General features: G+C 66.4%; 16 protein-coding genes. 4 read left to right on the top strand and 12 right to left on the bottom strand.

Features of this window, described 5'->3' with window-relative positions:
- Positions 1-15: 15 nt before the first annotated feature.
- The 4 genes from EDC64_RS13940 to kce all read right to left on the bottom strand — a co-directional run bounded on the left by EDC64_RS13940 (position 16) and on the right by kce (position 4,249).
- Entirely contained in the window at positions 16-1,338 is a 1,323-nt protein-coding gene (locus tag EDC64_RS13940; RefSeq protein WP_132032318.1) for a TRAP transporter large permease, read from the bottom strand.
- Positions 1,335-1,871 (bottom strand): TRAP transporter small permease, encoded by a 537-nt coding sequence (locus EDC64_RS13945; RefSeq protein WP_132032320.1) that lies wholly within the window; start codon positions 1,869-1,871, stop codon positions 1,335-1,337. Before EDC64_RS13945 ends, EDC64_RS13940 begins: the two co-directional genes overlap by 4 nt.
- A 156-nt stretch (positions 1,872-2,027) precedes the next feature.
- Positions 2,028-3,104 (bottom strand): C4-dicarboxylate TRAP transporter substrate-binding protein, encoded by a 1,077-nt coding sequence (locus tag EDC64_RS13950; protein ID WP_132032322.1) that lies wholly within the window; start codon positions 3,102-3,104, stop codon positions 2,028-2,030.
- A gap of 212 nt (positions 3,105-3,316) precedes the next feature.
- Positions 3,317-4,249 (bottom strand): 3,5-dioxohexanoate:acetyl-CoA acetone transferase, encoded by a 933-nt coding sequence (kce, locus tag EDC64_RS13955; RefSeq protein WP_132032324.1) that lies wholly within the window; start codon positions 4,247-4,249, stop codon positions 3,317-3,319.
- Positions 4,250-4,386: 137 nt separating this feature from the next.
- Here kce and EDC64_RS13960 point away from each other — a divergent pair, with 137 nt between their 5' ends.
- Entirely contained in the window at positions 4,387-5,151 is a 765-nt protein-coding gene (locus EDC64_RS13960; RefSeq protein WP_132032326.1) for a TetR/AcrR family transcriptional regulator, read from the top strand.
- A 4-nt stretch (positions 5,152-5,155) separates the two neighbouring features.
- On the opposite strand, the gene EDC64_RS13965 is transcribed toward EDC64_RS13960, so the two are convergent.
- Positions 5,156-6,229 (bottom strand): 50S ribosomal protein L11 methyltransferase, encoded by a 1,074-nt coding sequence (locus EDC64_RS13965; protein ID WP_132032328.1) that lies wholly within the window; start codon positions 6,227-6,229, stop codon positions 5,156-5,158.
- A gap of 152 nt (positions 6,230-6,381) precedes the next feature.
- Between EDC64_RS13965 and EDC64_RS13970 the strand changes: the two genes are divergently transcribed.
- On the top strand, positions 6,382-7,404 hold the full coding sequence (locus tag EDC64_RS13970) for an NAD-dependent epimerase (RefSeq protein ID WP_132032330.1): 1,023 nt from the start codon (positions 6,382-6,384) through the stop codon (positions 7,402-7,404).
- Here EDC64_RS13970 and EDC64_RS13975 read toward each other — a convergent pair.
- The 7 genes from EDC64_RS13975 to EDC64_RS14005 all read right to left on the bottom strand — a co-directional run bounded on the left by EDC64_RS13975 (position 7,392) and on the right by EDC64_RS14005 (position 14,178).
- Positions 7,392-8,717, bottom strand: a complete 1,326-nt coding sequence (locus EDC64_RS13975) for a DUF2254 domain-containing protein (RefSeq protein ID WP_132032332.1) — start codon at positions 8,715-8,717, stop codon at positions 7,392-7,394. The genes EDC64_RS13970 and EDC64_RS13975 overlap by 13 nt on opposite strands.
- 110 nt (positions 8,718-8,827) lie before the next feature.
- On the bottom strand, positions 8,828-9,955 hold the full coding sequence (locus EDC64_RS13980) for an acyl-CoA dehydrogenase family protein (protein WP_245504704.1): 1,128 nt from the start codon (positions 9,953-9,955) through the stop codon (positions 8,828-8,830).
- A gap of 37 nt (positions 9,956-9,992) precedes the next feature.
- A complete protein-coding gene (locus tag EDC64_RS13985) occupies positions 9,993-10,754 on the bottom strand; it encodes an SDR family NAD(P)-dependent oxidoreductase (RefSeq protein ID WP_132032336.1) in 762 nt (253 codons plus the stop codon).
- A gap of 118 nt (positions 10,755-10,872) precedes the next feature.
- Positions 10,873-11,634, bottom strand: coding sequence for an SDR family NAD(P)-dependent oxidoreductase (locus tag EDC64_RS13990; RefSeq protein ID WP_132032338.1), 762 nt, complete (start codon positions 11,632-11,634; stop codon positions 10,873-10,875).
- A gap of 45 nt (positions 11,635-11,679) precedes the next feature.
- Positions 11,680-12,072, bottom strand: coding sequence for a PCC domain-containing protein (locus EDC64_RS13995; RefSeq protein ID WP_132032340.1), 393 nt, complete (start codon positions 12,070-12,072; stop codon positions 11,680-11,682).
- Positions 12,062-12,592 carry a PCC domain-containing protein gene (locus tag EDC64_RS14000; protein ID WP_245504708.1) on the bottom strand — a complete coding sequence of 177 codons (531 nt, stop codon included), beginning with the start codon at positions 12,590-12,592 and terminating at the stop codon, positions 12,062-12,064. Before EDC64_RS14000 ends, EDC64_RS13995 begins: the two co-directional genes overlap by 11 nt.
- 5 nt (positions 12,593-12,597) lie before the next feature.
- The gene (locus EDC64_RS14005; RefSeq protein WP_245504705.1) at positions 12,598-14,178 is read right to left on the bottom strand and encodes an acyl-CoA synthetase; all 1,581 of its coding nucleotides are present in this window, start codon (positions 14,176-14,178) and stop codon (positions 12,598-12,600) included.
- Positions 14,179-14,411: 233 nt separating this feature from the next.
- On the opposite strand from EDC64_RS14005, the gene EDC64_RS14010 reads away from it, so the two are divergent.
- Together EDC64_RS14010 and EDC64_RS14015 are read left to right on the top strand one after the other, a co-directional pair.
- Positions 14,412-15,431: a TRAP transporter substrate-binding protein gene (locus EDC64_RS14010; RefSeq protein ID WP_132032347.1), complete on the top strand. Its 1,020-nt coding sequence runs from the start codon at positions 14,412-14,414 to the stop codon at positions 15,429-15,431.
- A gap of 67 nt (positions 15,432-15,498) precedes the next feature.
- The gene (locus EDC64_RS14015) at positions 15,499-17,352 is read left to right on the top strand and encodes a TRAP transporter large permease subunit (protein WP_132032349.1); all 1,854 of its coding nucleotides are present in this window, start codon (positions 15,499-15,501) and stop codon (positions 17,350-17,352) included.
- The last annotated feature ends 106 nt before the right edge of the window (positions 17,353-17,458 follow it).

A 17,458-nucleotide genomic window follows, 5' to 3' on the forward strand; every position in this document is an offset into this window, starting at 1 on the left:
GTGAAAGTCGGATTTTTATCCGAGTAGAAGCTTTGGAAAGAACAGGCTGATCTGCGGAAAGATGACGATCAGCGCGAGTGCGACGAACAGCATCGCGAAGAACGGGGCGACACCGATAAAGATGTCCTCGATCTTCACGTCCGCAGGGAGCGAGGCCTTCATGGCGAAGATCACCATGCCGAAGGGCGGCGTCAGGAGGCCGATCTCGATCGTGAGGATCGCGATCATGCCAAACCACACCTTGTCGTAGCCGAAGGTCGCCGCCAAAGGGACCATGATCGGCATGGTCAGCAGCATGATCGAGACGGAATCGATGATGCAGCCGAGGATCAGCAGCACCAGAATGAAGCTCAAAATGATGACGATCCCCGGCACTTCGAGCGCCGAGGCCCATTCCGTCAGCGCCTCGGGCAGGCGGGACAGGGTGAGCATGCGGCTGTACATCTGGGCGGTGATGAGCAGGAAGAAGATGCTGGCGCACGCCTTGCCGGTCTCGAGCAGGATCTCGACCACCCCGCCGCCGCTGAAGCGCCCGCGCAGGACCATGAGGACGAGCGCCCCCAAGGCGCCGATCGCCCCCGCCTCGGTCGGCGTGAACAGCCCGCCATAGATGCCGCCGAGGACCAGGCCGATGAGCGCGAAGATCGGCCAGATCTTGAGGATGATCGAGAGGCGCGGCTCCCGCGCCCGCGCAGCGACATGCCCTTCCTGCCCCGCGAGCGCGGGGTTGAGCCGGACCATGAGCAGGATGGTCGCCGACAAGGTGCCCGCCACCAGAAGGCCCGGCCCGATGCCCGCCGCGAACAGCCGGCCGATCGATTCCTCGGTGATGACGCCGTAGACGATCATCAGAATCGAAGGCGGGATCAGCATCCCGAGCAGGGCGCTGGAGGCGACGATGCCGAGGCCGAAGCGCCTGTTGTAGCCGAGACGGTCCATCTCCGGAATCGCGAGCTTCGAGAACACCGCAGCGGAGGCCACCGAAACCCCGGTGATCGCTGCGAAGATCGCATTCGCCATCACGGTCGCGACGCCGATGCCGCCGCGCACGCGCCGCATCAGGCTTTCGGCGGCATCGAACAGATCGCGGGTCGCCCCCGCCTGCGTCGCGAACAGGCCCATCACGACGAAAAGCGGGATGACGGCGAAGATGTAATCGTTGACACCGTTGAAGGCGGTGGTCTGGAGGATGCTGGCCGCCACCCGGAACTTGCCCGTGATGAGATAGACCCCGGCGAAGCTCATCGCACCGAGGGCGATGCCGACATGGAATCCCGCGAGGATCAGGACGAAGATGGCGACCACGGACAGGGCGCCGACGGTGACGGGATCCATCATGGCCGCGTGCCCTTCTCGCGGGCCACGAGTTCGGCCTCGGGCAATTCCGCCGACGATGGGCCGGACACCGCATAGCGGACCGCGTCGAGTGCGAACTGGACCAGGGTGGCGACGGCGCCGAACACCAGAATCGCCCAGATCGGCCAAACCGGAATGCGCACGGGATACTCGCCTTCGAAGGCGCCGATGTCGTAGCTCTTCGCCATCTCGATCGTACCGAGCCAGGCGATCATGGCGAACATGCCGATCCCGACCAGCGCATTGAGCACGAGCACGAGCCGCTGGCCGCCCCGCGGCAGCATCGCGAGCACCAGCGTGGTTCGCAGGTGATTGCCGCTGCGCAAGACATAGGCCATCTGCAGCCACACCATGCCGACGATGGAGAATTTCACGATCTCCGGCACGCCGGACAGCGGCGCATTGAAGAGCGAGCGGGCCAAGACGTCGGTCGAGATCAGCCCGACCAGGAACAGAACCCACAGGCTCGCAAGGCCGTTCATGCCGGCCAGAAGCCCACCGAACAGACGGGTCACGACGCTTACCTCGCAGGAAGGGGCGGGAATCCGGGACGACGCCCGGCGGCGGTCGCGGCGGCGGATCCGGAGTACGGCAGGGGACTGATGATGTCCGAAGCCGAGCCTGGGTCCGCCGCTTACCTCAGAGAGCTGGGCGCCAATGCGCCCGGCCCGTCAGCGCTCCGCTTCCCAATCGCGGGGAAACTGATGTCCGGCAGCCTTCAGCGCCTTGATGTAGGTGTAGATCACCTCTCCGGGCAGGTTCGCCTTGTTGATTTCCTCGAACCTTTGCTTGGGAATGTTCGGAAGCGCCTTCGCCCAAGCCTGCTTTGTGGCCATGTCGGCCTGACGCACGTCGAGCCCGAGCTCCTTCATCTTGGCAAGGGCATCCTGCTGCTTCTGCCAGGTGACCCGCCCGGTATAGGCGTTCCATTCCTTGCCCACTTCGATGAATATCTTCTGGACCGCCGGCGGAAGATCGTTCCAGGTGTCTTTGTTCATGCTGAGAAGCGGGGTGTGGATGCAGCCGAAGTCCATGTCGACATATTGCTTCGTCACTTCGTTGAGTTTGAAGCTGACGATCGCGTCCGGGAACATCACCCAGCCTTCATAAACACCGGTCTGAAACGACGTATAGGCCTCGTTGAGGTTCGACTGGACGCCGACCACGCCGGTGCCCTGGAGCCAAGGCAGGTTCGGACCTGCCGCGGCGATCTTATGGCCCTTCAGGTCGCCGACATCGGTCCATTTGAAGCTGGTCACGAGGCCGTAATTGCCGATCACCCCCGCCCCGAGGAAGACCTGATTGTATCGGGTCTCCAGGACTTTCTTCAGCGCCGGCGTCGCCTCGTAGACATCGAGCACGGCTTTGGCCGCCACACGCGGGTCGGGCGTGCCGAACGGCGCGAAATAGGTGAAATTGTGGGCGAGAAGCTTCGCCGGATCGAACGGGGTCTGCAATTCTCCGATGTCGAGAAGCCCGGATTCCACAGCCTCCAGGCATTCGCCGAGCTTACAGACCGATCCACCCCAGGCCTCTGTCCAGACGATCTTGTCGCCGGTGGCCTTGGCCACGCGCTCGGCCACCTGCGGCATGAAGAAGTCGCGGATGGCGCCGATCCACACCGATCCGGCGGGATGGCCGGCCCCGATCTTGAGGGAATAGGTCGCGGCATGCCCTGCCAGCGTACTCGCGAGCAGCAGACCGGCCGCACAAAGGCCCGTCCGTAAGCCTTTCGTCATATGTGCCATATCGTTCTCCTCCCAAGTCGACCGTCCGTTCTGATGCGGCGGCCTTATGCTTATTGGGTCGGCGCACGGGCGCCCCGGGAGCGGTCACGCGGGCGCGCGGCACCGCGATCGTGCTCTCGACTCATCGCGTCCGGCGCGCGCGCCGTCGGAACACGGCTGTTTCGATGCGTGGGGCGGAACGGCACGCACATGCGCCGTTCCGCTGGACCGAATTAGATCGCGGTCTTGTCCGCGCCCTTCAGGTCGAGGATCACACGCGCTTCGTCGGGCGTCGCGAGTTCCAGCCCGAGCCCCTCGACGATCTTGCGGGCGAGCAATACCTGGTCGGCGTTGGACGTCGCCAGCTTGCCCGGCCCGGCCCAGAGCGAATCTTCGAGCCCGACGCGGATATTGCTTCCCATGGCGCAGGCCATCGCGGCGATCGGCAGCTGGTTGCGCCCGGCGCCGAGGACCGACCAGCGATACTGATCGCCGAACAGCCGGTCGCAAGTCCGCTTCATGTGCATCACGTCCTCGGGATGCGGGCCGATGCCGCCGAGCAGGCCGAACACCGACTGCACGAACAAAGGCGGCTTCACCAGCCCCCGCTCGAGGAAATGCGCCAGATTGTAGAGATGCGCGATGTCGTAGCATTCGAACTCGAAACGGGTCCCGTTATCGTAGCAGGTGTGCAGGATATATTCGATATCCTTGAACGTATTCCGAAATACGAGATCGCGCGTGTTTTCGAGATGCTGACGCTCCCAGTCGTATTTGAATTCTTTATACTTATCGAGAAGGTGATAGAGGCCGAAATTCATCGACCCCATATTGAGGGACGCCACTTCCGGCTTGAACGTGGCCGCAGGGAGGACGCGTTCCTCCACCCGCATATAGGGGCTGCCGCCGGACGTGATGTTGATGACGGCGTTCGTCGCCTGCTTGATGCGCGGCAAGAACGGCGCGAACGCCTCGGGGCGCTGGTCCGGCTTGCCGTTCTCCGGATCGCGGGCATGCAGATGCAGGATCGCCGCGCCGGCTTCCGCCGCAGCCAGGGCATCGGTCACGATCTCGTCCGGCGTGATCGGGATATGCGGCGACATGGTCGGGGTGTGGATCGCGCCGGTGACGGCGCAGGTGATGATCACCTTGCGGGATTTGGCCAACGTTCTCTCCCTTTCGGCAGCTGTTCTCGCCGCCTTATTGATCAAAGACTCAATTCATATTGAGCGGATTGTCAATAGGCTTTCAGGGCGATACAGGATCGAAGGCCGCCCCGAAGCGCGGCGCGCGGAGTGGTCATTTGAAAAAGCAGAGCCAAGTGCGGGAGCGCGAGACCCCCGCCCGGGCGAAATCCCCGCCTCGCCCCGCCGGCGCGAAGCGCCCGTCCGTGCGCACCCGCCTCGACCCGACCGTGCGCGAGCGCATGATTCTCGAAGCCGCGGTCGAGTTTTTCGCCGAGCATGGCTTCGAGGCGCAGACCAAAGAACTGGCGGAGCGGATCGGGGTCTCCCAGGGCCTGATCTTCCGCTATTTCGGCACGAAGCAGAATCTGGTCGAGCAGGTCTATCAGAAGGTCTTTCTCAGCCGCTGGTCGCAGGCGTGGGAACTGGGCCTGCGCGACCGATCCGTGCCCTTTCCCGACCGTCTCGAGCGATTCTATCTGTCGTATTTCGACGCCGTCGACGAATCGACGTGGATCCGGGTCTCACTCTACGCAAGCTTGGCCGGTCACGACATTACGGCGCGCTACGTCCAGACCCATGTCAACCGCCTCCTCGAAATCGTCCTGAGCGAGCTGCAGGTCTATCGCGGCCTGCCGGACGATTCGTCGGTGGATCCGATCGAATTCGAGCTGGTGTGGCACCTGCATTCGACGTTCATTTACTTCCTGGTCCGGAAATATATTCACCGGCTGCCGGTGGCTGAGGACAAGCCGATGGTCGTTGCGCGCATCGTCGCAAACTTCCTCAACGAATTCATATCCGTGGCCCCGGCATCTGACGCGCCTCCCCGCAAGCGGCGCGCCGCTGCCGCCGCGCCGGGCAAGCGGCCGCAGCGGCTCTGACCGGTCAGTCCACCCAGAGGCGCAGGGTACCGGCGCTGTGGGCTCCGTGCACGCGCACCGTTTCTCCCGCGGAGAAGGTCCGCGCGCCGGAAAACGGATAGAACAGGCAAGCCCACGCCGAGTGCCACCCGCGCCCCGGTGCGTTCTCGTACACGCCGCTCTCGTCCATTTGGAGCCGCAGCCATTGCACGATGCCGTCGGCGGCTCCGCCCTCCGCGGTCAGATCGACGTCCGCCGCGTTAGGATAAGGTCCGCCGGATTCGAAATCGAAATCGAACAGAGCCGCAACCGTGCTGCGCAATTCCAGGCCAGGCTCTCCGGCGGGAAGGCGGATGGGCCGCTGCAGGAGCGGATTGAACCCCGAGAGATCGAAGCCGGAAACTTCCCCCAGCAGGCTTTTCTCGAGGTCCGGCCAAGCGCACAGGGCGACCTGCGCCGCAGCCGACCGCGGGATGGCGACGCCGCCCGGCTTCAGGAACTGGCGAACCGCGTGCTCCATCGCCGGAAGAACGTCTTCCCCGACCACATTGTTGGCGACGATTTCCTGGACCAAAATATCGACCCGCCCACCGAGATCGGCCTCGGCGTCGAGGTCCTTCGAATGTTTCGGGATGATGCGCACACGCTCGGCGAGCCCGTTCTGCGCGACGATGTGGGCGGCAGCCGCTGCGACCGGGGCGTTCATTTCACAGGACGCCACCTCCGCGGCGCCGGCGCGCGCCGCCATCATCCCGAGCAGGCCCGTCCCCGCCCCGATATCGAGAACTCGGCTGTCCGGGCGCACGGCACGGCGCAGCGCCGCCTCGTAACTGTCGTTCCGATGGGTGTCGCGGACGATCCGGAAATGCCAGGAGGGGACGCCCGCGGACAGGCAGATGTCCGTCATGGAGCGCACGTCGGGATCGTCGGGCGCGAGGGCACGGGCGCGCATCGCCAGGTCGTACACCCGGTGCACGGGCCCGTTCTTCGCAGCGAGTTGCGCGAGTGCCGCGAGCTTTCGGGCATCGCAATCCGCTTGCGCGACGAAGCTGTCGAATGCCTTCCGAAGCATCTCGGTGTGTGCGGGTCCCCCATCCATGTCACGCCCTCCAGCCCCGTCGATCAACGCAGAGTTGCCGTTTCTGTCAAGGCGGCGCCTCCGCCTCGCGACGCTCGCCCCTTGGCCGGATGAAGCTGGCGGCGTATCCAGGCATCGGTCGGCACGTCGCGGCCTGCTTGAGCGTCAGGGACATGAAAATCTTGGTGACCGGCACGGCCGGCTTCATTGGTTACCATACGGCGCGCGCGCTCCTCGCACGCGGGGACGACGTCATCGGCCTTGATGCGGTGAACGCGTATTACGACGTCACCCTGAAGGAGGCGCGGCTCGCCGAGCTGGCCCGCGCCGCGCAGGAAAGTGCCGGCACCTATCGTTTTGTGCGTGGCGATCTCGCCGATCCCACGGCGCTGGCGGCGTGTTTCGGCGCAGGCGGGGTGGACCGGGTCATCCATCTCGCCGCACAAGCGGGCGTGCGGCATTCCATCACCCACCCCGAAGATTACGTGGCGTCGAATTTGGTCGGCTTCAGCGCCATCCTCGAAGCCTGTCGCCGGCACGCGGTCGCACATCTCACATATGCGTCGACATCGAGCGTCTACGGGGCGAACACGCGGCTGCCCTTCTCCGAGCATGCGGGCGCCGATCATCCACTGCAGTTTTACGCCGCCACCAAGCGCGCCAACGAACTGATGGCGCACTCTTACAGTCACCTGTTCCGGCTGCCGACCACGGGCTTGCGGTTCTTCACCGTCTATGGCCCCTGGGGGCGGCCCGACATGGCCCTGTTCCTGTTCACGCGACGGATTCTCGCGGGCGAGCCCATCGAGGTGTTCAATCACGGCCACCATACCCGAGACTTCACCTTCGTCGACGATATCGTCGAGGGCGTGGTGCGGGCGAGCGACCAGGTCGCGCAACCCGATCCGGACTGGAATTCGGACCGTCCCGATCCCGCGGCTTCCAATGCTCCGTTCCGGATCTTCAATATCGGCAACGACTCGCCGGTCCACCTGATCGACTATATCGAGGTGCTCGAGGACTGCCTCGGGCGCAAGGCGATCAAGCAGATGATGCCGGCCCAACCCGGCGACGTGCCGGACACGCGGGCCGATGTTTCCGCGCTGATGGCCGCGGTGGGCTACCGGCCGAAGACTCCCGTCCGGGACGGGGTGGCGCGCTTCGTCGCGTGGTACCGCAGCTATTACGGTGCGTGAGGATCGACGCGGCCCGATGCGGCCAGGACCTCGCCGCGCCGGGTTCGAATGAAGCGGCGGTAGCGATTGCGCACATCGTCGAGATCGTCCGCATTGGACACGCTGCGCTCGGCGTCGGCCAAGACCAGACCCGCATGGCGGGACAGCGTGGCGAGGCGGTGGGGCGCGGTTTCGCAACTGGCGATAGCGGCGAGCACCTCCAGCTGCCGGACGAGTACCGTCGCACTGCCGCGGGCATTCTGCCGGATCAGGTGGAACATGGAATCGGCGAGCCCGTCATAATCGACGTTGCGGACCACCAGGACCGGCTTGCCCTGCCGCATCACCACGCCACTGCGCAGATGGAACGGCCCGATGTCGCACAAGGCGGCGCCAAGCCGGTCCAGCACGCTCAGTGCGGTGTAGGGATCATTGATGCCCGGGGACAAAGCCCGCACGGCGACCTCGACCAGCTGACGCACGGCGAATTCGAGGTCTGCCGAAGACATGCGCTTCGAGCCGAGCGCGGTGGCCGCGCGGACCGCCTCTTGCGCCCCCTCGGTTTCCGGCGTCACCACCGCGATGGGCGAGCCCGGGAAGACATGATCGCCCGGACGGACGAGAAGGAGGATCTGCGCGTCCCTCTCCGCCGCCCAATCGGCGAGGCCGTCTGTGTCGAGCTCTTGCAGATATCCGCGCCGCGGATCGCACACCACCTGCCCATCGGACCAGATCGACGCATCCGGTGCCTCCGGTTGCGGCTCCTTGGTCGTGAGGCGCTGGATCGCGGCGCGCAGATCCTCTCCGACCAGGTCGATCACCGTATCGACATTGATGCGCGAGGCGATATGAGCCACGAAATAGACCAAGGTCGCGACGCAGATCATAGCGAGGAACAGCCCAGCGCTGAGCGCCAGATGCGGGACGAACTCCCCCTCGTCCTGGGTGCGGATGCTGCGCAGGACCATCAAGGCATAAGCGAAAGTGCCGAGAAAGATTCCGAGGGTGAGCTGGTTGCCCCGGTCGCGCGTGAAGTTGCGCAAAAGCCGGGGCCCCATCTGGCCCGCCGCGAGCGACAAGGCTGCGATGGTGATCGAGAAAACCGTGCCTGCGACGCCGATCGCGGACGACGCGATGGCGCCGAGCAGGGTCCGGGCGCCGGTGCCGCCGCCGTCATAGAGCCAGGTCTTGCGAAGCCCGTCCGTCAGGGAGTCGGTGCGATCCACATGGACGAGGCCCAAGGCCAGAAGAATGCCCGCTGCCACGGCCAGGCCGGGCACGACCCAGAAGGTCTCGCCGAGATCGTTGAACAGCTTTCGAATTCGAGCCTTCACGGCGTCCCCCGTCGACGCCGGCGCCTCGGCGGAAAGAACGGTGCTGGTGCACCTGTGCGCAGGGAGTGAACCGCACGGCCGCGCCTGCGGTTCCGCACCGCCTGTCGCGATCAGGCACCGATGGCGCGGGCGATGATGATCTTCTGAATGTCGGACGTGCCTTCGTAGATCTGGCAGACCCGGACGTCGCGATAGATCCGCTCGACCGGAAAATCGGCGAGATAGCCATAGCCGCCGAAGGTCTGCAGCGCGCGCGAAACGATCCGCTCGGCGGCCTCGGAGGCGAACAGTTTCGCAATGGCGGCCTCGGTGAGGCAGGGAATGCCGGCATCCTTCAGCCGCGCCGCGCTGAGGACGAGCTGTGTCGCGGCCTCGAGGTCGGCCCGCATCTCGGCGAGGCGGAATGCCACCGCCTGATGGTCGAAGATCGCCTTGCCGAACGCCCGCCTCTCCTTGGCATAAGCGAGGGCCGCCGTGTAGGCGGAGCGCGCCATGCCGACGCTCTGCGCGGCGATTCCGATCCGCCCGGTTTCGAGCGAGGAGAGGGCGATGCGATAGCCCTCCCCCTCCTCCCCGATGCGGAATTCGGATGGCACTTCGAGATCCTCGAAGCGCAGCGAACAGGTGTCGGAGGCCCTTTGGCCGAGCTTGTCCTCGACCTTGGCGACGACATAGCCCTTGGCCGAGGTCGGCACCAGAAAGGCGGTGATGGGGCTCTTGGTCGCCGCCCCCTCGACCCGCGCGAACAGGATGATCCAGCCGCCGATGGCGCCGGACGTGATGAATTCCTTGCCGCCATTCAGCACATAGCGGTCGTTGTGCCGCACGGCGCGGGTGGCGAGCGCGCCGGCATCGGACCCGGCCTCGGCCTCGGTCAGGCCGAACGCGCCGATAAAGTTGCCGCGCGCCGCCGGTCGCAGCACCTGCGCTTTCTGGTCCGGCGTGCCGTAGCGCTCCAGAATGGCGTTGAAGGGGGCATTGTGGACGCTCATGACGGTGGAGACCGCTCCGTCGCCGGCCGCCACTTCGATGAGGGCGAGCGCGTAGCTGACATAATCGGCGCCGGCCCCGTCATGCTCCGGCGCCACCGTCATGCCCATGAAGCCGAGCTCGGCGAGGCTGCGGAACACCTCCGGCTCGATCCGCTTCTCGCGGTCGCGCCGCGCGGCGCCGGGCGCCAGCACCGCGCGCGAGAAGGCGGCGGCGGTCTCCTGGATCAGGCGCTGTTCTTCGGTCACGTCCGCCCCTCCTCTTTCGGTTCGCGCCGGTCGGGCGCTATCGCGGCGGCATGCGCAGCGCGCCGTCGAGCCGGATGACCTCGCCGTTGAGCATGGGATTGCCGACGATATGGAGCACCAGATCGGCATATTCCTCCGGCCGGCCGAGCCGCGAGGGAAACGGCACGCTGGCGCCGAGACTGTCCTGCACCGCCTGCGGCAGGCCCCGCAGCATCGCCGTCTCGAAGATGCCGGGCGCAATGGTCATGGCGCGGATGCCGGCGCCTGCGAGTTCGCGGGCCACCGGAAGCGTGAGCCCGGCCACGCCGGCTTTGGAGGCGGCATAGGCCGCCTGCCCGATCTGCCCATCGAAAGCGGCGATCGAGGCGGTCGACACGATCACCCCCCGCTCTCCTCCTGCCAGAGGGTCGAGCGCCGCCGCTCCGGCGGCGAACAGGCGGATCATGTTGAAGGTGCCGATGAGATTGATCTCGATCACGCGCCGGAAGGCGTCGAGGTCGAGCGGGCCATTGCGGCCCACGACTTTCCCGGCATCCGCCACACCGGCGCAGTTCACCAGGATGCGCGCCGGACCGTGCGCGGCAGCGGCCGCTTCGACGGCGGCCACAGCGCTCTCGGCGCGCGCGACGTCGCAGCCGAAGGCGGCGCCACCGATCTCTTCGGCGACGGCGCGGGCCCCTGCCTCGTTGAAATCGAGCAGCGCCACTTTCGCGCCGGCCGCCGAAAGTGCCCGCGCGGTGGCCGCGCCGAGCCCCGAAGCGGCCCCCGTGATCAGAGCGGCGTGTCCTTGAACCTGCATGACGATCGTCCCGATTGGTCCCGCACGGAAGGCCCCGCCCGGGTTCGTGTCAATCCGCGCCCCCGCCGGGCGGGTGGCCGCCGTCCCGGCAGCCGGCATTTTCGCCTCAGGCGCAAATCTACTGGCCGATCAGCCCCCCGGCGGCGAAGCCACCATCGACCCCCAGGGTCTGGCCCGTGACGAAGCCGGATTTGGTCCCGTCGAGGAGAAACGCGATCGCGCCGGCGACCTCGCCCGGCGCCGCATAGCGCTTCATCGGCACCGTCCGCATCCAAGCCGCGCGGGCCTCATTGGTATGCAACGCCTTGACGAGGGGCGTTTCGATCGGCCCCGGCGCGACGGCATTCACCCGCACATTGTCGGCGGCGAGTTCCACCGCCATCACCTGGGTCAGGAGGATAACCCCGGCCTTGGAGGAGCCATAGGCCGAGCGGCCGAGATTGCCCCTCTGGCCGGACACAGAGGCGATATTGACGATCGAACCGCCGCCATTCGCCTTCATCGCCCGCGCCGCCTCCCGCGCCACGACAAAGGTGCCGACCAGATTGACGTCGAGGATCTTGCGGAACAGGTCGGCCGACGTGTCGAGGGCCGGAACGTCGCGGGCGATGCCCGCGCAATTCACGACGCCGCGCAGCGGCCCGAAGTCGCGGTCGACAGCCGCGACCGTCTCGACCACAGCCGGCTCGTCCGTGACATCGAGCTGAAGAACCCGCAGCGCATTGCCGTGACCTGCGAGCGCGGCCTGGGTCGCAGCGAGATTCGCCTCGGAGACGTCGGCGGCGACGACCCGCCAACCCGCCTTCAGCAAGTCCTCCACCAGCGCGAGACCGATCCCCGAGGCCCCTCCCGTTACCAGGACGCTTCCATGATCCGGCACGCTCTTCTCCCATGTCCGAAGTTTCTTATGCGCCTGTGCGCGGCTTTAGCTGTCACCCGCGATCCATTCCTCGAGCGCGAGTTCGAAGGTGACGCAGACCGGATTGCGCCCGGCGAGAAAGCGCCCGCCATAGACCCGGCCCTGCGCATCCGACACCGTGCCGAACAGGCAGGCCTCAAGAGTGCCGTCGATGGTGCGGACCTCGCCGGAAAGGCTCAGCGTCTCGACCGCGGCACCGCGCACGTGAACCTCCGCCCCTCCGGCGGCTTGGAGCCAAGCCTCCGTCAGGCTGCCCAGGCTGGCGCGCACCAGGGCGGCTGCAAAGCCGTTCTCCGCACACACCGCTTCCACGGCGCCGACCAGATCCTCGTTCGGGCGGATGCGCGCATAAAGCAGCCGCCCCGTGCGGCCCACTTCCAGCCGGATCTCAGACGGCATGAGCGCGCTCCACCGGAACGGGATGGAACACCGACATGGCGGTCTCGGGGTCGGGCCTCTGCGCGATCCAGACCGCCGCGAACATGCGGGCATGGACGACGGGGGGATCGTCTCCCACGATCGCCGCATGCGGCAGGACATGGCCGCCGAACACCGAACCCTGCGCATCGCAGAAGAGGGCGTGGCAATGAACCAGCGGGAGCCCGCCGGCATCCCGCCCGAGCGCGCCGCCGCCGCCGATCGCCGCCGCAGGTCCGGCCTCGATCGGATCGGAATAGCGCGCGACCTGCGGCCCCTCGGGATTGGGCGCGGCGATGCAATAGCTCAGCCGGGAGAAGGCGCCGCCCTGCAGCGTGAACACGGCCGAAGCGACGCCGTTTTGGCCGAGCGCCGCGACCAGACACGCATGCAGCGACCGGCCGGGAAGCAGGTGGAACCGCACCGCCCGCCCGCGCGCCTCGGCGCGGCTCTCGCGGCGGTTCGGCGCGACGGGCCCGGGATGACGCAGCAGGCGCGGCATGGTGGTCACGCCGACCGCTCCAGAACGGCCGCGATCGGCAGGTCGCCGCGCGCCTCAAGCGCCTCCCGCACCATTTTTTTGGTGATCTTGCCATAGGCCGATTTCGGCAGCGCGTCCCACAGGAAGACACGGCGGGGCAGCTTGTAGCGCGCCACCTTGCCGTCGAGAAAGGCGAGCAATTCGGCCTCGCTCACCGTAGCCTCGGGGCGCGGCACGCACACCGCCACACCGACCTCCCCCCACACCGGATCGGGAACGCCGAGGATCGCCACCTCCGCCAAGGCGGGATGCGCCAGAAGCTTCTCCTCGACCTCGCGGGGATAGACGTTCGAACCGCCCGATATGTACATGTCGGAGGCCCGGCCCGTAATGTAGACGAAGCCCTGCGCGTCCATGTGGCCGAGATCGCCGGTGCGGAACCAGCCGTTGCGGAAGGCGGCCGCATTGGCTTCGGGATTGTTGTAATAGCCGGCGAACACCGCGAGACCTGCGACGCAGATCTCGCCGGTCTCGAACGGCGCCCGCTCCCGCCCCGACTCGTCCTGGATCTGCACCTGCATGCCGGTGCGCTCGAAACCGCAGGTGCCGAGCTTGAGGTTCGGGCCGTCCTCCGGCTCGTGATCGGCGGGGGGCAGGACGGTGATGTTGCCGGTCACTTCGCCGAGGCCGAAATATTGCACCAGCACCTTGCCGAGCTTGGCGAGGGCGCGCTTCTGATCCTCCCGGTACATCGGCGCGCCGGCATAGATCACGTAGCGCAGGCTGGAATGGTCGTAGGCGTCGACGCTCGGATGTTCGACCAGAAGCTTGGTGATGGTCGGGACGGTGAAGAGATTGGTGACGCGCCAGGTCTCGACCAGCCGCCACGCCTCCGCGACGTCGAACTTTTCCGCCGCGAGAAGGATGGTCTTGGCCGCCCGCGCGGTTTGGACCAATTGGTGGATGCCGGCGCCGTGCGACAGCGGGGCGACCACCAGGGAGGCGTCCGCATGGGTCGTTCCCGGCATCAGGTCGCAGAGATGATTGGTGATGACGAAGCCCATCTGGCCATGGGTCAGCACCGCCGCCTTGGGGCGCCCGGTCGTGCCGGAGGTGAAGAAGAACCAGCAGGGATCGTCGTGCTCGACATCCGCCGGCACCACGGCGGCACCGCGATGGGCGGCGACCACCGACTGATACGTCGGCCCGAACGGGGCCGCACCGATTGCGATCACCGTTGTGATCGCGGGCGCTTCGCGCCGGACCGCCGCCACATGGTCGGGAAAGTCGGCATGGCAGATCATCGCCCGCGCACCGGAGGCGGTGGCGAGATAGGCCACCTCGTCGGGGGTCTGGCGGAAATTGGTCGGCACCCAGACCGCACCGAGCCGGAAACAGGCGAACATGCTCTCGAACATTTCGAGGCAATTCTTGGACTGGACCAGAACCCGGTCGCCCTTGGCGATGCCGCGCGCGGCAAGGCCGGCGGTCATGGCATCGACGCGGGCGTCCATTTCCGCCCAGGTGACGGTGGTGTCCCCGTGGACGAAGCCGACGGCCTCGGGGAACCGCCGCGCCGCCTGGCGCAGGACGTGGGAGAGATTCATGACACGCTTGGTACAGGGGACGATGCCGCCCCGCGGCGCCGCGGATCCGGCGCGTCCTTCCCCATGATCCATGCAATGGACCTTATACTTAAGTTGCGTTAGAGACCCGACGACAAGTTCGGGGCGAGACTGTATCTCTCGGCCATCGCCCCTCACAAGGGGCGGACAAGAACCGGCCCCGAAGCGGGCCCGCGAGGAAGCCGGCCCGCCGGGCCGCCAAGGAGGAGGTCGTCATGGGTCTGAGCCGTCGCAGCCTGTTGAAGGCGGGCGCCGCCACCGCATTCGTGGGCGGAATCGCAGCGCCGTTCGTCGCCCGCGCCCAGAGCGCGGAATTCTCCTACAAATACGCCAACAATCTTCCGGTCACGCACCCCATGAACGTGCGGGCCAACGAGATGGTGGAGGCGATCCGCAAGGAGACCAACGGGCGGGTCGAGATCAAGGTATTCCCCTCCAGCCAGCTCGGCGGCGACACCGACATGCTGAGCCAGCTGCGCTCGGGCGGCATCGAATTCTTCACCCTCTCCCCGCTCATCCTCTCAACGCTCGTCCCCAACGCCTCGATCAGCGGGATCGGCTTTGCCTTCCCGAACTACGATACGGTCTGGAAGGCGATGGATGGCGAGCTCGGCGCCTATGTGCGGGGCCAGATCGGCAAGTTCGGCCTCGTGGCGATGGACAAGATCTGGGACAACGGCTTCCGCCAGACCACCACCTCGACCAAGCCGATCGAGAGCGCGGCCGATTTCAAGGGCCTGAAGATCCGGGTTCCGGTCTCGCCGCTCTGGACTTCGATGTTCAAGGCGTTCGATTCCGCCCCGGCCTCGATCAATTTCGCCGAGGTCTATACCGCGCTCCAGACCAAGGTGGTCGACGCCCAGGAGAACCCGCTCGCCATCATCGCCACGGCGAAGCTGTTCGAGGTGCAGAAATATTGCTCCCTCACCAACCATATGTGGGACGGCTTCTGGTTCCTCGCGAACCGCCGCGCCTTCGAGCGGCTGCCGGAGGATCTGCGCGCCATCGTCGCGAAGAACGTCAATGCCGCCGGGGAGAAGGAGCGCGCCGACGTCGCTGCGCTCAACGCCTCGCTGCGCAAGGAGCTGACCGACAAGGGCATGGTGTTCAACGAGACCAAGCCCGACAGCTTCCGCGACAAGCTCCGCTCCGCCGGCTTCTATGCCGAGTGGAAGGGCAAATATGGCGACGAAGCCTGGTCGCTGCTGGAGAAATATTCCGGCCAGCTGTCCTGATCACGCCATTTCCCGATCACCTGCGGGGGCGCGGCGCGCCCCTGCCTCTTCGAGGGACCGGACCGACATGGCGTCAGCCGACGATACGTTGCCCCTCGTCGCCGAGACCGAGGCGCCCCGCGCGGGGTCGCGTTTCATGCGCCCTGTGGAGGCCGTCGCCTCGGCGCTGCTGGTCGTCGTCGTCGGGTTGCTGCTGACCGGGGCGATCTCGCGGTATTTCTTCTCGCTCCCCGTCGTCTGGATCGACGAGGTGTCGTCCATCTCGTTCATCTGGCTGGCGATGCTCGGGTCGCTGATCGCGCTCGACCGCAACGAGCATCTGCGTCTGACGCTGGTCCTGCGGGTGCTTCCCGACCGGGCGAAGGGCTTCGTCGAGACGCTGGCGCTGCTGCTGGTGGCGGCCTTCCTGCTCGCGCTCGCCTATCCCGCGTTCGATTATATGATGGAGGAGCGGTTCATCACCACGCCGGCGCTGAACATCGCCGGCAGCTACCGGGCGGCGGCGCTGCCGTTCGGGATCTGCGCCATGGCCGCGCTCGCGGTGGCGCAGGCGGTGAAGCGCGGCACGCTGCGTGACCTTGTCGTCAGCCTGGCCATCATCGGCGCGGTGCTCGGTCTGCTCTGGCTGGCCTCGCCGGCGCTGATCCATGCCGGGAATGTCACGATCCTGTTGTTTCTGGTGGTGTTCGTCGCCCTGTGTCTCGCCGGGGGCGTGCCGATCGCCTTCTGTTTCGGCATCGGGACGGTGACCTATCTCGCCTTCGCCACGCGCGTCCCGGTCTTCGTCATGATCGGCCGCATGGACGAGGGCATGTCGAGCCTCATCCTCTTGTCCGTGCCGGTGTTCGTGCTGCTCGGCTGCATCCTCGATTCGACCGGGATGGGGAAGGCGATCGTCGATTTCCTCGCCTCGCTGCTCGGCCATGTGAAGGCCGGCATGTCCTATGTCCTGCTCGGCTCGCTGTTCGTGGTATCGGGGATTTCCGGCTCGAAGGTCTCCGACATGGCGACGGTGGCGCCGGCGCTGTTTCCGGAGATGAAGCGGCGCGGCCACAGGCCGAAGGACATGATCGCCCTGCTGGCGACCGGGGCCGCCATGGCGGACACGGTACCACCGTCCATCGTCTTGATCGTGCTGGGTTCTGTGGCGGGGGTGTCGATCGCCGGGCTGTTCACGGCCGGCTTCGTGGTGGCGCTGGTTCTGCTCGCGGCGCTGGCGGCGCTGGCGCGCTTTCTGGCGCGGGACGAGAAGATGGACGGGGTCCGCCGCGCCTCTCCCGGCCTGATCTGGCGCACCCTTCTGGTCGCGGCGCCGGCTTTGGTCCTGCCCTTCCTGATCCGCAGCGCGGTCTCCGGCGGCATGGCGACGGCGACCGAAGTCTCCACCTTCGCAGTGGTTTATGCCCTGTTCATCGGGATGGTGCTGTATGGCGGCATCTCGCGGCGCACCTTTTATGCCATGCTGGTGGAGACCGCGGCGCTGACCGGCACGATCCTGATGATCCTCGCCTGCGCGGTCGCCATGGCCTGGGCGATCACCCAGGCCGGCATCGCCCAGGATCTCGCGACCCTCATGGCCGGCCTTCCGGGCGGCTGGATCGGCTTCATGGCGGTGTCGATCGCGCTGTTTCTGGTGCTCGGCTGTATCCTGGAAGGGCTGCCTGCTATCGTCCTAATGGCGCCGTTAATGTACCCGATAGCCCGTAAACTCGGCATCAACGACATTCATTATTCCATGGTCGTCGTCACCGCGATGAATATCGGGCTGATGACCCCGCCGATCGGCATCGGCTTCTACCTCGCCTGCAAGATCGGCAACGTCTCCCCCGACGAGGCGATCGGCGCGATCTGGCCCTACCTCCTCGCCCTCTTCGCCGGCCTCGTCCTGGTCGCCGCGGTGCCGGCGATCTCGGGGGCGTGAGGGGGGAGTCGTGACCTCGCTGTCAATCGATCTGCAACGCCGATAAAGGCTGTCCCCGGACACGGACAGATCCAATGGTCTGCAGCAAGCGGAAGGTCCAGAAATT

Source organism: Aquabacter spiritensis (assembly GCF_004346185.1).
In the GTDB taxonomy this organism is placed as follows: Bacteria; Pseudomonadota; Alphaproteobacteria; order Rhizobiales; family Xanthobacteraceae; genus Aquabacter; species Aquabacter spiritensis.